The following is a 13220-nucleotide window of genomic DNA, read 5'->3' as shown; positions in this document are numbered from 1 at the left end:
GGTCTTAGTGCACCGGTAGTTCGACGCCGTCGAACAACTCTTCGAGTTCTTGCTTGTTGTGGCACTGGATGGCCTTGGCCATGACTTCCCGGGTCAGGTGCGGTGCAAATTTCTCGATGAAATCGCACATGAAACCCCGCAGGAAAGTGCCGCGACGGAAGCCGATCTTGGTCACGCTGGATTCGAACAACTCGCTGGCATCCAGCACCACCAGATCACCGTCGAGCTTGGTATCGACGGCCATCTTCGCGACGATGCCCACGCCCAGACCCAAGCGAACGTAAGTCTTGATCACGTCGGCGTCGGCGGCGGTGAACACCACTTTCGGCGTCAGGCCACGATGGCTGAAGGCTTCGTCAAGTTTGGAACGACCGGTGAAACCGAATACGTAGGTCACGATCGGGTATTCGGCCAGGGCTTCGAGGGTCAGCTTCGGCAGCTTGGTCAACGGATGGCCCTGGGGCACGACCACGCAGCGGTTCCAGCGATAGCACGGCATCATCACCAGGTCCCCGAACAACTCCAGGGCCTCGGTGGCAATGGCGAAATCCACCGTGCCATCGGCCGCCATCTCGGCGATCTGCATCGGCGAGCCTTGGTGCATGTGCAGTGCCACGTCGGGGTATTGCTTGATGAAGTTGCTGATCACCGGCGGCAACGCATAGCGGGCCTGGGTGTGGGTGGTAGCGATCGACAGGGTGCCTTTTTTCTCGTTGGAGAATTCCTGGGCGATCTGCTTGATGCTCTCGACCTTGCGCAGGATCTCGCCAGCGGTGGTGATGATGCGCTCGCCGGCCGGAGTCACGCGGGTCAGGTGTTTGCCGCTGCGGGCGAAGACTTCGACGCCCAGTTCATCTTCCAACAGGCGGATCTGCTTGCTGATGCCGGGTTGCGACGTGTAGAGGCTTTGGGCAGTAGCGGAAACGTTGAGGTCGTGGTGCGCCACTTCCCAGATGTAGCGCAGTTGTTGAAGCTTCATATGTATCCCTCAAAGCAGTTGGACGCCACGGGCATCAGCGACGGTATATAACTATATGAAAGGTTACGACAATAAATCTAGAACTTTTTATAAGAAGCCATCATTTAGCCTCAAGCCTCTCCCTGGCGTCGGCGCTGTACCAGCGGTACCAGGTAGACCGGTACCCGGGATAACTGCAATACCCGTGCAGCGGTTCTGCCCAAGGGGGTTTCACCGCTTGCCCCTTGGCAATGACTGCCTACGATCAGCAAGTCGACGGAGAGTTTCGCAGCCTGCTCCAGGATGACCTGGGAAGGATCGCCCTGGTACACCCTGACCGACTTGATCAGTTTCAAGTCCTGCTGCCCGTCCCCCAACTCCTCGCGGAAACTGTCGAGCACCCGCTGTTCGATATTGGCCATCACCGTATTCAGACCTTGGCGGTGGAATTCGTTCAGCGCCTGCTCGTCCAGATAGCTTTGCAACACCGACTCGGCGAACAGCCCCATCGGTTCTACCGCATGCACCACATACAACTCGGCTTCAAACGTCCGTGCTAACGCCAAGGCATGCTGCATCACATAAGGGGCGTACAGGCCCAGGTCTGTGGCGTACAGCATCGAACGAATCATGTGACCTCCTCGCGTGCCAAAATGGCGGAGATTGATTCAGCTTAGCAGCGCCTTGGAGACTGCGACGTGCGGCTTGACGTCCCGGACCAAGGGCAGTCAGGGCTTCATTTCGTTACTGATACCGTGGGGCACGTGACCGGTGGCGACCACCTCTCGGGCCAGTTCGCAATGGCCGGTCTGGTCATCGAAAAAAACATCGGCGGCGAAGGCTTCGAGGAAAGCCGATTTGGTCAGGCCACCCAGGAACAACGACTCGTCCAGGCGAATATCCCACTCACGCAAGGTCCGGATGACCCGCTCGTGGGCCGGTGCCGAACGGGCCGTCACCAGCGCCGTACGAATGGGGCAGGCGTCCTCGGGAAACTCGCGCTGCAGGGCATTGAGCGCTGCCAGGAAGCCCTTGAATGGCCCGCCTCGCAGTGGCTCGCGGGCGGCCTGTCGCTCGCTGGCCTGGAAGGCTTCCAACCCATCGGCCTGATAGACGCGCTCCGATTCGTCGGAAAACAGCACGGCATCGCCGTCGAAGGCAATGCGCAGTTCCTCGCTGGCCGCGCGACTGGCACCACCCGACAGGATGGTCGCGGCGGCAAACCCGGCGTCCAGGGCGCTGCGCACGTCTTCAGCGTGGGTCGACAGGAAGAGGTCGCAACCGAACGCCTTGAGGTACGGGTAAGGACTGCGACCGCCAACGAAAGCCGCGCGCGAGATCGCCAGCCCATAATGATGAATCGAGTTGAACACTCGAAGGCCGGTGTCGGCGCTGTTGCGCGAAACGAGAATTACCTCGACCCGGGCACGCCCCAGGTGCTCGTTGAGGTTCAGCAGCTTTTGCACGAGGGCGAACGCATCACCGGGCGCCAGGACTTCGTCTTCATGCTCGATCTGGTATTGCCGATAGGCTTCGACGCCACTGGACAAGTACACCTTGTGACTTTCCCGCAGGTCGAACAGCGCCCGCGACGAAATCGCCAGCACCAGTTTGTCGTCGATGTTGTTTGCCATACCGCTCCCCTTTCGCCCGCTCAGCGGTTATATCGGTCCACGAACGCCAACGCCTGGTACAAGGCTTCGATTTTCGGCAGCTCACACCCTGCCGCTTTCGCTGCTGCCAATGGCCGGCCGTAGATCGCGTCCAGCTCCAGCGCACGCTTGTGGGAATAATCGTGGTACATGCTCGGCCAGTAGTCGGGCATTTTCTCGGTCATCGTGAACAGATACTCGGCATAACCCGGCGCGATGTGATGCCCGCAGGCTTGCGCGCCGCGGACCACCTCCCCCATCAGTGCCTGGATCAATTCGCGGCTATGGTCGTTGGCCATCAACGGCGTGGTACTGGCACCCAACAGAACCGAAAGACCGTTGTACGGTACATTCCACACCAGCTTCTGCCAGCGGGCCTGTTGCAGGCCCGGCATGGCCTGGGCATCGATACCGGCGCTGCGGAACAACGTCGCCGCCTCTTCGACGATCACCATGCGTTGTGCCTGATCGGCGCAAGGCCCACTGTGATAACCGACGTTGACCGCACCGAGGGCCTGGTGGGTGACAACCCCAGGGCCGACGCGATGCACGCAGATCAGGCACAGGCCACCCAACAGGTGCAACGAATCGGGCAACAAAGGTCGAAGATCGTCTTCGACATCCAGGCCGTTCTGCAGCAGCAGGACTTTTGCACCGTCAGCGGCAGCCTGGGCAATGGCCGGGGCCAGCTCGGCATTGCTGGTGGTCTTGGCGCCGACCAGCAGCCAGTCGCAGGGCGGCATGTCGGCTGCCGCGCGATACGCCTGGACGGGGTTGAGGGCCAGCGTACCGTGAACCGCGCTGTCGATCCGCAAGCCGGCTTCGGCCACGGCAGCAAATTCGCTGCGCAGTAAAAAATGCACGTCAAAACCGGCACGCGCCAGCATCACGCCGTAGAACCCACCGATCGCCCCGGTGCCGATCATCCCGATCCGCGGTTTCACGCCTGCCTGCATCTTTGCAACTCTCCTGGTAAAAGTCCCTGCACACTATCAGCGCGAGCGGCATGGCATGCAATCATCATTACATCTGCTCACGAATCTGCTGCAGAGCCATGCCCAAGGCCTTTTCCCCAGCCTTTAGGGCATTAAACCCGACCCAGCCCATTGTCGAGCCACCTCGTAACGCGCTAAGGTTCGGCTCCCCGACGCGCTTAAAATCCGCTGTGCACCGCCGCGCGGGGATCGCTGGCGGCCGGCACCCGTGACCTGACGAGTAACACGATGGCTGATTTACCGATCAACGACCTTAACGTCGCCTCCAACGAGACCCTCATCACGCCTGACCAGCTCAAGCGCGATATTCCCCTGAGCGACGCTGCCCTGCGCACCGTGACCAAGGGCCGGGAAGTCATCCGCAATATCCTGGACGGCACCGATCATCGCCTGTTCGTGGTCATCGGGCCCTGCTCGATCCATGACATCAAGGCCGCCCACGAATACGCCGAGCGCCTCAAGGTGCTGGCTGCGGAAGTCTCCGACACCTTGTACCTGGTCATGCGGGTGTATTTCGAGAAGCCTCGGACCACCGTCGGCTGGAAAGGCCTGATCAACGACCCGTACCTGGACGACTCCTTCAAGATCCAGGACGGCCTGCACATCGGTCGCCAATTGCTGCTGGACCTGGCGGAAATGGGCCTGCCCACGGCCACCGAAGCCCTGGACCCGATCTCGCCGCAATACTTGCAGGACCTGATCAGCTGGTCGGCCATCGGCGCGCGCACCACCGAATCCCAGACCCACCGCGAAATGGCCTCCGGCCTGTCGTCGGCAGTGGGCTTCAAGAACGGCACCGACGGTGGCCTCACCGTGGCGATCAACGCCTTGCAGTCGGTCTCCAGCCCACACCGTTTCCTGGGCATCAACCAGGAAGGTGGCGTGTCGATCGTCACCACCAAGGGCAACGCCTACGGTCACGTGGTACTGCGCGGGGGCAACGGCAAGCCGAACTACGATTCGGTCAGCGTCGCGCTGTGTGAACAGGCGCTGAACAAAGCCAAGATCAAGCCGAACATCATGGTCGACTGCAGCCACGCCAACTCCAACAAGGACCCGGCACTGCAACCGCTGGTGATGGAGAACGTGGCCAACCAGATCCTGGAAGGCAACCAGTCGATTATCGGCCTGATGGTCGAAAGCCACTTGAACTGGGGCTGCCAGGCCATCCCGAAAGACCTCGCAGACTTGCAGTACGGCGTCTCCATCACCGATGCCTGCATCGACTGGAGCGCCACTGAGAACACCCTGCGCAGCATGCATGCCAAGCTCAAGGATGTTCTGCCTAAGCGGCAGCGTGGCTAAAAAGATCGCAGCCTCGTTTCACTCGACAGCTCCTACACGGCTCCTACACAGCTCCTACACAGCTCCTACACGCTCCTACGTAGGTTCTATACATATTTGGAGCGGGGATGTAGGAGCTGGCGAAGCCTGCGATCTTTTACTTTCCTCAAGCCATGAAAAACGCCGGGCTCTTCAGCCCGGCGTTTTTTTTGGGAATCCGTTTTCTCAGAGTTTCGCCGCGTGCCGCTGGTGACGCTCCATGTAGCGCTCCACGTAGGAACAGGATGGGATCACCGTATAGCCCATTTCTTCGGCGTACTGCAGCGCACTTTCGGTCAACGCCGCCGCGATGCCCCGACCGCGCAAGGCGTTGGGCACGAAGGTGCGATAGATATCCAGGGTCTGCTTGCCCAGGTCCATATAGGTCAGATAGGCACGATGACCGTCCACATTGGTCTCGAACTGATGACCAGCCTGGTCATGGTGGATGGTAACCGCCTCGCTCATCACTACTCCTCGCGGGTCTGAATGCCGACCCCTACCTTACCGATGTTTTTCCGGCGAAGGAACATCTACGCCACCCCGTGCCTTCCTGGTCACCGAGCGCCAAAACCGATCCGCTCAAAACCCGAGCACGTCGTGAATAGTAGGCACCAATGACGCAAATGCTCAAGGCACGCCTGTCATCGAAGGGGTAAACCTCGTCCGGTTTATCGATTGAGCGCCATCGTCGCGCTGTAGTCGGTCACGGTGCAATAGCTGAACATCGCCAGTTGTTGAGTCTTGAGACGAGCGCGCGTAGTTAAAGTCACCGCCAATACCAATAAAGATGCCTGGAGCATTGCACAAAAAATGTACAAAAGTGTAGGTGAATCAATAAACAACGGTGTTAGCGAGGGCTGCTAGAGTTCTCCGTCGCTACGGAACTTTTTTTCGTTGACACGCTCCAGCCAAGGGCTTCGGGCTGTATATTTTTTAAACACCCCTTAGAAAAGTTGCTCGAAAAAGAATCACCGCCTACAATTTTTTTGCTTCTTGCGCTACGTCAGTTTACTTACTACAAGTAATGGGTAGTATGTACGCCGGCTAACTCCTCAGTCTGGGGAGACAGTCACTAATAGAATGTCCTTGAAGGGGAACACGATGAACAACGTTCTGAAATTCTCTGCTCTGGCCCTGGCCGCAGTTCTGGCTACCGGTTGCAGCAGCGCATCGAAAGAAACCGAAGCACGTCTGACTGCTACCGAAGACGCAGCAGCTCGCTCCCAGGCTCGTGCAGACGAAGCTTACCGTAAAGCTGATGAAGCTCTGGCTGCTGCTCAAAAAGCACAACAGACTGCTGACGAAGCTAACGAGCGTGCTCTGCGCATGCTGGAAAAAGCTAGCCGCAAGTAATAGTCCTTCGGGATTGTTATCGAGCCGACCCATTTTTGGGTCGGCTTTTTTTTTGGATTCAAGAGCTATTGCCCGGTGTTTTTCCAAGCAATAAAAAACCCGCCGACATCGCGAAACGTCGGCGGGTTGTTGTCGAGTCTTTTACTGCTGCAAGTCGATCGGCGCGCTCGTGACCATCGGTGCCGAGGTATTCGGAACAGCGATTTCCACCGGCATGCCATCTTCGGCCGCCACCACGTCCCGCACCACGTCCCAGTTCATGCGCAAGTTGCTGGTGATGTCTTCACGCTTGAGCATCGCATTGATCACTGAGGTGTGCTTATCCACCACTGACGGGTTGCCCTTGTCGTCCAACGGTGTGTGAGCTTCCAAGTACACCTTGCCACCGCTCAAGCCCAGCTTGTAGGGGTCGTTGATGATCCGCACCGATGTACCCACCGGCACCATGCCAGCCATTTCCAGCACGTTGTTGTTGAACATCCGGAAGCAGCCGTGGCTGGTCCGCATGCCGATGCCGAACTTCTTGTTCGAACCATGGATCAGGTAGCCCGGGGTGCCCAGGGTGAACTTGAAGGGACCCAGCGGGTTATCAGGGCCGGCGGGCACGACATTCGGCAGCGGGTCGCCGTCGGCGGCGTGCTCGGCCTTGATCGATGCCGGCGGGGTCCAGGTCGGGTTCGGCGTCTTGGCGATGATGCTGGTGTGGGCGATCGGCGATCCCCAACCCTCACGCCCAATCCCCAGCGGGAAGGTGTAGACCACGTTCCGCCCCTTGGGGAAATAGTAGAGACGGTACTCGGCAAGGTTGATCACGATGCCTTCGCGCGGGCCCGGCGGCAGGATGAAGCGAGTCGGCAGCACGATCTCGGTGCCAGCGCCCGGCAACCAGGGGTCGACCCCCGGGTTGGCGGCGACCATCTCGCTGTAGCCCAGGTCATAGGTGGTGCCCAGGTCGGCGAAGGTGTCTTCGTATTTGGCCTTGATAACCTGCACCTGGCCAACGATGTCTTCACCCGGCGGTGGCAGAGGCAGCTCCAGGGCGGCAACGGGCCCCGCCATACACAGGGCGGCAAGAGACAGGCAGCGGGCGACGGCAGGCAAGCGCGGCAACATCCGGGAAATCCTTCGCAGATCGAACAGGGGGTTATGAAAATGGCGATTGTACACTGCCACCTGTTATTTCGGGGAGAGCGGTACGCAGGCGTCCGATGCGCAGCATTGTTTCAGGCGTTCACATTTATGGATGGTTCGACCAAATCCCTGTGGGAGCGAGCCTGCTCGCGATAGCGGTGGGTCTGCTTGCATTAATGTTGAATGTACCGCCGCCATCGCGAGCAGGCTCGCTCCCACAAGGGACATGTCGGAAATCTGAGGGATTACAACTCGAACCGCAGCTCCGGCCAGATTGGCGAGGTGCCGCGCTTCTGGGACTCCAGGATCGCCCGGCACAACGAGCACAGGCGATGATCCTGGAAAATCTTGCGATCGACGCTCGACCAGCGTGGCTGGGCCGGCAGCAGGCTGCCGCAGAGGGTCCGGTCGGCCGAGCCACCGAGCTCCAACTGCCGGGTTACCAGGTGCACCCGTACTTCCTGGCAGGCGAACAGATCCAGCTGCTCGTCAGGCTCGATCAGTTGGTAGGCAAACAGGGACCAGGCGGGACGCGGCATCGGGGGCTCCAAATCGGGGGCGCCACATTAGCCGAAAGCCCGCCGGTAGAAAAGCGTCAAAGCAGCGGTTTCAGTGTCGGCCAGACATTTTCCAGCAACTTGCCCTGGGCCGCGACGGACGGGTGCAATCCGTCGCCTTGCATCATGGTCGGGACGCCACCGACGTCCTTGAGGAAAAACGGCACCAGCGGGACTTTTTTCTCCTCGGCCAGGGTGCTGTAGACCCGGGCAAAGGCATCGGTGTAGCGCCGTCCGTAATTGGGTGGCAGTTGCATACCCAGCAAAAGTACCTGGGCACCGCTGGCGCGGGCGCTGTCGATCATCGCTGCAAGGTTTTGTTGCAATTGTGTTGGTGGCTGTCCGCGCAAGCCATCGTTGCCGCCCAACTCCAGGATCACCAGGTCCGGCTTATGGGCTGCAAGCAGCGCCGGCAGCCGCGCCTGGCCTCCGGCACTGGTGTCGCCACTGATGGAAGCATTGACCACTTTATCGTCAAAACCCTCGGCCTTGAGCCGTTGTTCGAGCAACGACACCCACCCTTGCCGGGTATCCAGGCCGAAAGCCGCGCTGATACTATCGCCAACGATCAGGACTGTACCCGCCGCTGCGTTCTGGGCCATGCACATCAAGGCCAGGCCGGCACTCAAAAACCACACACGCATCGGATTCTCCATGGGCTCAAGCATTCTCACCGCGACGGACCTTAGCAAAGTGGTCTCCAGCGCGGAAGGTGAACTGACCATCCTGCACGAACTCAGCCTGGAACTGAACAAAGGCGATAGCCTGGCTATCGTCGGCGCGTCCGGTTCCGGCAAATCCACTCTCCTGGGCCTGCTGGCCGGCCTCGACCTGCCGAGCAGCGGCGAGGTGACGCTCGCCGGCCAGGCGCTCAGCGCTCTGGATGAAGACCAGCGTGCGCGGATCCGCGCCGAGCATGTCGGCTTCGTCTTCCAGTCGTTCCAGTTGCTCGACAGCCTCAATGCACTGGAAAACGTCATGCTGCCGCTGGAGCTGGACGGGCGCAAGGATGCCCGCGAACGGGCCACGCAACTGTTGCAGCGCGTAGGCCTGGGCCAGCGCCTGACCCACTCGCCACGCCAGCTCTCCGGCGGCGAACAGCAACGCGTGGCGATAGCCCGCGCCTTTGCCGCCGAGCCCGACGTGCTGTTTGCCGACGAACCCACCGGCAACCTCGACAGCCACACCGGCGAGCGCATCAGCGACCTGTTGTTCGAATTGAACAAGGAGCGCGGCACGACCCTGGTGCTGGTGACCCATGATGAACGCCTGGCCCATCGCTGCCGGCGCCTGATCCGACTTGAAGCCGGCGAGATGGTCGCCCCTCTGGAGCCTTGATGGCACGCTTGCCGCTGTTGCGCCTGTTCAGTCTCGCTGTCCGTCAATTGCTTCGCGATGCCCGCGCCGGTGAGTTGCGGGTGTTGTTCTTCGCCCTGCTCGTGGCAGTGGCGGCAAGTACCGCCATCGGTTACTTCGGTGCCCGCCTCAACGGCGCGATGATGATGCGCGCCACCGAGTTCCTTGGTGCCGACCTGCTGCTTGAAGGCAGCTCTCCCGCGCGCCCGGAGCAGATCCGCAGCGGCACCGACCTGGGGCTGGAACACGCCCGGGTCGTAGAGTTCTCCAGTGTCGTGGCCACCGACAATGGCATCCAGCTGTCCAGCGTCAAGGCGGCCGATGACAGCTACCCCCTGCGCGGCGAGCTGAAAAGCACCCCAACCCCGTTCGCCCCGGAAGAAATCGGCGGACGCCCGAACCCTGGCGAGGCCTGGGTCGAAGCTCGGCTGCTGACGGCACTGGACCTGAAGATCGGCGACAGCATCGACGTCGGCAACCAGACCTTGCGCCTGAGCCGCGTGCTGACTTATGAGCCCGATCGCGCCGGCAACTTCTACAGCCTCACCCCTCGGGTGCTGATCAACCTCAAGGACCTGGAGGCCACCGGTGTGGTCCAGCCGGGCAGCCGTGTCAGCTATCGCGACCTGTGGCGCGGCCCGGCATCGGCGCTGCAAACCTACCGCGACCTGGTCAAGCCTGGCCTTGAAGCCAACCAGCGCCTGCAGGATGCCCGCGACGGCAATCGGCAGATCGGTGGTGCCCTGGGCAAGGCCGAACGCTATCTGAACATGGCCAGCCTGGTGGCGGTGTTGCTGTCCGGTGTCGCCGTCGCGCTCTCGGCCAACCGCTTTGCCACCCGACGGTTCGATGCCAGCGCGCTGCTGCGCTGCCTGGGCCTGTCACGCCGGGAAACCATGGTGCTGTTCAGCCTGCAATTGACGGTGTTGGGCCTGCTCGCCAGCATCAGTGGCGCCCTGCTCGGCTGGATCGCCCAACTGGGCCTGTTCGCCCTGCTGCATGACCTGCTGCCCACCACCGTTCCGCCGGGTGGCCTGCTGCCGGCGATCGCCGGGATCGGCACCGGGCTGGTGGCATTGGCGGGGTTCGCCCTGCCGCCATTGGCTGCGCTGGGTCGGGTACCGCCGTTGCGCGTGCTGCGCCGGGACATGCTGCCGATCCCCTCAAGTTCCTGGGTGATCTACGGTGCCGCGCTGGGCGCCCTGGGCCTGATCATGTGGCGCCTGAGCCTGGATCTGGTCCTCACCTTCGCCCTGCTGGGTGGTGGCGTCGTTGCCGCGCTGGTGCTTGGCGGCTTGTTGTTGCTGCTGCTCCAGAGCCTGCGTCGCCTGCTGGCCCGCGCTTCCCTGCCCTGGCGGCTGGGCCTCGGCCAATTGCTGCGTCATCCCTTGGCGGCAGCTGGCCAGGCCCTGGCGTTTGGCCTGATCCTGTTGTCCATGGCGTTGATCGCGCTGTTACGCGGCGAGCTGCTGGACACCTGGCAAAACCAGTTGCCAAAAAACGCCCCGAACTATTTCGCCCTGAACATCCTGCCCAACGACAAGCAGGCCTTCACCGACAAGCTGCTGGCATTGTCGGCGCAATCGGCCCCGCTCTACCCCGTGGTACCCGGGCGCCTCATCAGCATCAATGGCGAACCGGCCACAGAGTTCGTCACCAAGGACTCCGCGGGGGACCGGGCGCTGCAACGTGACTTGAGCCTGACCTGGGCCGCGGACCTGCCGACGGGCAACATCGTCACCGCAGGGACCTGGTGGCCGCAGCAACCATCGGACGATATCCCGGGGGTTTCGGTGGAAGGCAAAGTGGCCGAGAACCTCAAGATCAAGCTGGGCGACCGCCTGGTGTTCAGCGTGGGCGGCGTCAACCGTGAAGCGAAGGTCACCAGCCTGCGGGAGATCAACTGGGACAATTTCCAGCCCAACTTCTTCATGATCTTCCAGCCCGGCACATTGAAGGATCTGCCTGCGACCTATCTCACCAGTTTCTACCTGGCGTCGGGCCACGACCAACAGATCGTCGACCTGTCCCGGGCCTTTCCGGCAGTGACGATCCTGCAAGTCGAGGCCCTGCTCGAGCAACTGCGCAGCATCCTGGCCCAGGTCACCCTGGCGGTGGAGTATGTGTTGCTGTTTGTGCTGGCAGCGGGAATGGCGGTGTTGTTTTCCGGCCTGCAGGCGACCCTCGACGAGCGCATTCGCCAAGGCGCGCTATTGCGCGCACTGGGCGCCGAGCGGCCCCTGCTGGTCAAGGCCCGGCGCATCGAGTTCGGCCTGCTGGGCGCGGTCAGTGGCCTGCTCGCGGCCCTGGGTTCGGAGCTGGTGAGCCTGGTGCTTTACCGGTACGCCTTCGACCTGCCCTGGCATCCGCATCCTTGGCTGTTGGCATTGCCGCTGCTGGGGGCCTTGTTGATCGGCGCGGCCGGGGTGTTCGGCACCCGTCGAGCGCTCAATGCCAGCCCGCTGACAGTATTGCGCGAGGGTTGATAGACTCCCGGCTTCGCTATTACAAGAAGTTGCCATGAGCCGTTATCGCCCACCCCGCACCGCCGGCACCGCGCTGATCACCCCCGAGGGTGAAGCGCGGATGCGCGCTGAGCTCCATGAACTGTGGCATGTGCGCCGCCCCCAGGTAACCCAGGCGGTCAGTGAGGCGGCGGCCCAGGGTGATCGTTCGGAAAACGCCGAATACACCTACGGCAAGAAAATGCTGCGGGAAATCGACAGTCGCGTGCGCTTCCTCACCAAGCGCCTTGAAGCGCTCAAAGTGGTCAGTGAAAAACCCAGCGATCCAAACAAGGTGTACTTCGGTGCCTGGGTGACGGTCGAAGATGAGGATGGCAAGGAATCACGCTATCGCATCGTCGGCCCGGACGAGCTGGACCTGAAACAGAACCTGATCAGTATCGACTCACCGTTGGCACGAGCCCTGATCGGCAAGGCCCTGGATGCCGAGGTCAGCGTCCAGACGCCTACCGGCGAGAAACGGGTCTACATCGTGGACATCGCGTATCCGTAATCCTCGCCTCAGCGGCGCGTGATCAATCCCTGCCGGGCGACACGGGTCAACTGCCGGATCATTTCAGGAGCGTCCATCGCGCTGGGGGACTGGATGACGGCCAGGTCGAAACTGTCATTGGCGAACCGCGTCAGTGACTCGCCGTCTTCGACAAACTGGATCAGGAAAGCTGCGGGCCCATGATTACGACGTGGCCAGCCGTCGAGATAGCGCAAGAGCGTTGGCTGGTGAGTGCCGCCCAGAAGAATTTTCGGATTGCGTTGCACAAGGTTCGCCGTGATCGGCGCAAGACGTACTAGGGGGCTGGGTGCGTTCATCGTGTCGTGTCTCTGCCTCAAAAGTCTGCATGGCAGGTGAGAGGCAACACCGAACCAGCGCTTTAGCGGTATTTCGAAGCCTTTTCTTCGGCTTCTATCGGCGACTGGATTGAGTCACCTGGCGCCCCGCAAGTAGCTGTTTAAATCGGCGCATGAGCGGCATCCTAGAGAAGCTGACTGGCCAGTGTCAAGAATCACTTCCCATAAAAAGGCCGGACTTAAGGAAACGGCGCTTTTCCGAGAGAGCGTCGTTTCTTTGAGGTTGGGTTGAGTTGGATTGGGTACATACCGTTGCTGCGGTAACGGCTGCTTATGGTTCCGCTTTTACAGCGGGTCACTTTTGGAGAGAGCGCCAAAAGTAACCAAAAGCGCTTTGCCCCACCACTCGGCACCTCGCCTAGGCTCGGTGTGCCCTCACTCCGGCATTACTCCGTGGGCCGCCGCGAAGGGCCATCCATGGCCCAGAGTGTGTAAAAACACCGAAGCCAACCCTTGCTATGATTCCCCCAGGATTTCATCGCAAGGGCTGCCCATGAAACGCTTCATCCAAGGTGAAC

Annotated in this window: 14 protein-coding genes; 5 read left to right on the top strand and 9 right to left on the bottom strand. The window is 61.1% G+C overall.

Annotation, left to right across the window (positions count from 1 at the left end; translation table 11 throughout):
* Window positions 1–4: 4 nt before the first annotated feature.
* From cysB to ASC85_RS20095, 4 genes are all read right to left on the bottom strand, one after another.
* Window positions 5–979, bottom strand: a complete 975-nt coding sequence (cysB, locus tag ASC85_RS20110; protein WP_018603112.1) for an HTH-type transcriptional regulator CysB — start codon at window positions 977–979, stop codon at window positions 5–7.
* A gap of 110 nt (window positions 980–1089) precedes the next feature.
* Window positions 1090–1590, bottom strand: a complete 501-nt coding sequence (locus tag ASC85_RS20105; RefSeq protein WP_057451043.1) for a universal stress protein — start codon at window positions 1588–1590, stop codon at window positions 1090–1092.
* A 96-nt stretch (window positions 1591–1686) separates the two neighbouring features.
* Complete coding sequence (locus ASC85_RS20100; RefSeq protein ID WP_003199368.1) at window positions 1687–2592, bottom strand: 5'-nucleotidase; 906 nt, start codon at window positions 2590–2592, stop codon at window positions 1687–1689.
* Window positions 2593–2612: 20 nt separating this feature from the next.
* The gene (locus ASC85_RS20095; protein WP_057451042.1) at window positions 2613–3566 is read right to left on the bottom strand and encodes a putative 2-dehydropantoate 2-reductase; all 954 of its coding nucleotides are present in this window, start codon (window positions 3564–3566) and stop codon (window positions 2613–2615) included.
* 267 nt (window positions 3567–3833) lie between these two features.
* Between ASC85_RS20095 and ASC85_RS20090 the strand changes: the two genes are divergently transcribed.
* Window positions 3834–4910, top strand: a complete 1077-nt coding sequence (locus ASC85_RS20090; protein ID WP_003199364.1) for a 3-deoxy-7-phosphoheptulonate synthase — start codon at window positions 3834–3836, stop codon at window positions 4908–4910.
* Window positions 4911–5114: 204 nt separating this feature from the next.
* On the opposite strand, the gene ASC85_RS20085 is transcribed toward ASC85_RS20090, so the two are convergent.
* Entirely contained in the window at window positions 5115–5396 is a 282-nt protein-coding gene (locus ASC85_RS20085) for a GNAT family N-acetyltransferase (protein WP_003199362.1), read from the bottom strand.
* Between the two features lie 636 nt (window positions 5397–6032).
* On the opposite strand from ASC85_RS20085, the gene oprI reads away from it, so the two are divergent.
* Window positions 6033–6284, top strand: coding sequence for an outer membrane lipoprotei OprI (oprI, locus tag ASC85_RS20080; RefSeq protein WP_003183784.1), 252 nt, complete (start codon window positions 6033–6035; stop codon window positions 6282–6284).
* 141 nt (window positions 6285–6425) lie between these two features.
* Here the strand turns inward: oprI and ASC85_RS20075 are convergent, their stop codons facing one another.
* From ASC85_RS20075 to ASC85_RS20065, 3 genes are all read right to left on the bottom strand, one after another.
* A complete protein-coding gene (locus tag ASC85_RS20075) occupies window positions 6426–7397 on the bottom strand; it encodes a L,D-transpeptidase family protein (protein WP_003199349.1) in 972 nt (323 codons plus the stop codon).
* Between the two features lie 263 nt (window positions 7398–7660).
* A complete protein-coding gene (locus ASC85_RS20070) occupies window positions 7661–7954 on the bottom strand; it encodes a hypothetical protein (RefSeq protein ID WP_003199347.1) in 294 nt (97 codons plus the stop codon).
* A 56-nt stretch (window positions 7955–8010) separates the two neighbouring features.
* Entirely contained in the window at window positions 8011–8616 is a 606-nt protein-coding gene (locus tag ASC85_RS20065; protein WP_057451041.1) for an arylesterase, read from the bottom strand.
* A 10-nt stretch (window positions 8617–8626) separates the two neighbouring features.
* On the opposite strand from ASC85_RS20065, the gene ASC85_RS20060 reads away from it, so the two are divergent.
* From ASC85_RS20060 to greB, 3 genes are read left to right on the top strand one after another with little or no spacing between them, the layout of a single operon-like run.
* Window positions 8627–9310 (top strand): ABC transporter ATP-binding protein, encoded by a 684-nt coding sequence (locus ASC85_RS20060; RefSeq protein WP_003199342.1) that lies wholly within the window; start codon window positions 8627–8629, stop codon window positions 9308–9310.
* Entirely contained in the window at window positions 9310–11814 is a 2505-nt protein-coding gene (locus ASC85_RS20055; protein ID WP_057451040.1) for an ABC transporter permease, read from the top strand. Before ASC85_RS20060 ends, ASC85_RS20055 begins: the two co-directional genes overlap by 1 nt.
* Before the next feature lie 34 nt (window positions 11815–11848).
* On the top strand, window positions 11849–12346 hold the full coding sequence (gene greB / locus ASC85_RS20050) for a transcription elongation factor GreB (protein ID WP_057451039.1): 498 nt from the start codon (window positions 11849–11851) through the stop codon (window positions 12344–12346).
* 8 nt (window positions 12347–12354) lie between these two features.
* Here greB and ASC85_RS20045 read toward each other — a convergent pair whose 3' ends face one another.
* Window positions 12355–12663, bottom strand: a complete 309-nt coding sequence (locus ASC85_RS20045) for a hypothetical protein (protein ID WP_057451038.1) — start codon at window positions 12661–12663, stop codon at window positions 12355–12357.
* Between the last annotated feature and the right edge of the window lie 557 nt (window positions 12664–13220).

Source organism: Pseudomonas sp. Root401 (genome assembly GCF_001425105.1).
In the GTDB taxonomy this organism is placed as follows: domain Bacteria; phylum Pseudomonadota; class Gammaproteobacteria; order Pseudomonadales; family Pseudomonadaceae; genus Aquipseudomonas; species Aquipseudomonas brassicacearum.
The sequence above is the reverse complement of the archived record's forward strand: the minus strand, read 5'-3'. Positions and strand labels throughout refer to the sequence as shown.

Excerpts from the sequence above, each read along its gene's own strand:
- cysB (WP_018603112.1), bottom strand. The coding sequence starts at position 979 with ATGAAGCTTCAACAACTGCGCTACATCTGGGAAGTGGCGCACCACGAC.
- ASC85_RS20105 (WP_057451043.1), bottom strand. The coding sequence starts at position 1,590 with ATGATTCGTTCGATGCTGTACGCCACAGACCTGGGCCTGTACGCCCCT.
- ASC85_RS20100 (WP_003199368.1), bottom strand. The coding sequence starts at position 2,592 with ATGGCAAACAACATCGACGACAAACTGGTGCTGGCGATTTCGTCGCGG.
- ASC85_RS20095 (WP_057451042.1), bottom strand. The coding sequence starts at position 3,566 with ATGCAGGCAGGCGTGAAACCGCGGATCGGGATGATCGGCACCGGGGCG.
- ASC85_RS20090 (WP_003199364.1), top strand. The coding sequence starts at position 3,834 with ATGGCTGATTTACCGATCAACGACCTTAACGTCGCCTCCAACGAGACC.
- ASC85_RS20085 (WP_003199362.1), bottom strand. The coding sequence starts at position 5,396 with ATGAGCGAGGCGGTTACCATCCACCATGACCAGGCTGGTCATCAGTTC.
- oprI (WP_003183784.1), top strand. The coding sequence starts at position 6,033 with ATGAACAACGTTCTGAAATTCTCTGCTCTGGCCCTGGCCGCAGTTCTG.
- ASC85_RS20075 (WP_003199349.1), bottom strand. The coding sequence starts at position 7,397 with ATGTTGCCGCGCTTGCCTGCCGTCGCCCGCTGCCTGTCTCTTGCCGCC.
- ASC85_RS20070 (WP_003199347.1), bottom strand. The coding sequence starts at position 7,954 with ATGCCGCGTCCCGCCTGGTCCCTGTTTGCCTACCAACTGATCGAGCCT.
- ASC85_RS20065 (WP_057451041.1), bottom strand. The coding sequence starts at position 8,616 with ATGCGTGTGTGGTTTTTGAGTGCCGGCCTGGCCTTGATGTGCATGGCC.
- ASC85_RS20060 (WP_003199342.1), top strand. The coding sequence starts at position 8,627 with ATGGGCTCAAGCATTCTCACCGCGACGGACCTTAGCAAAGTGGTCTCC.
- ASC85_RS20055 (WP_057451040.1), top strand. The coding sequence starts at position 9,310 with ATGGCACGCTTGCCGCTGTTGCGCCTGTTCAGTCTCGCTGTCCGTCAA.
- greB (WP_057451039.1), top strand. The coding sequence starts at position 11,849 with ATGAGCCGTTATCGCCCACCCCGCACCGCCGGCACCGCGCTGATCACC.
- ASC85_RS20045 (WP_057451038.1), bottom strand. The coding sequence starts at position 12,663 with ATGAACGCACCCAGCCCCCTAGTACGTCTTGCGCCGATCACGGCGAAC.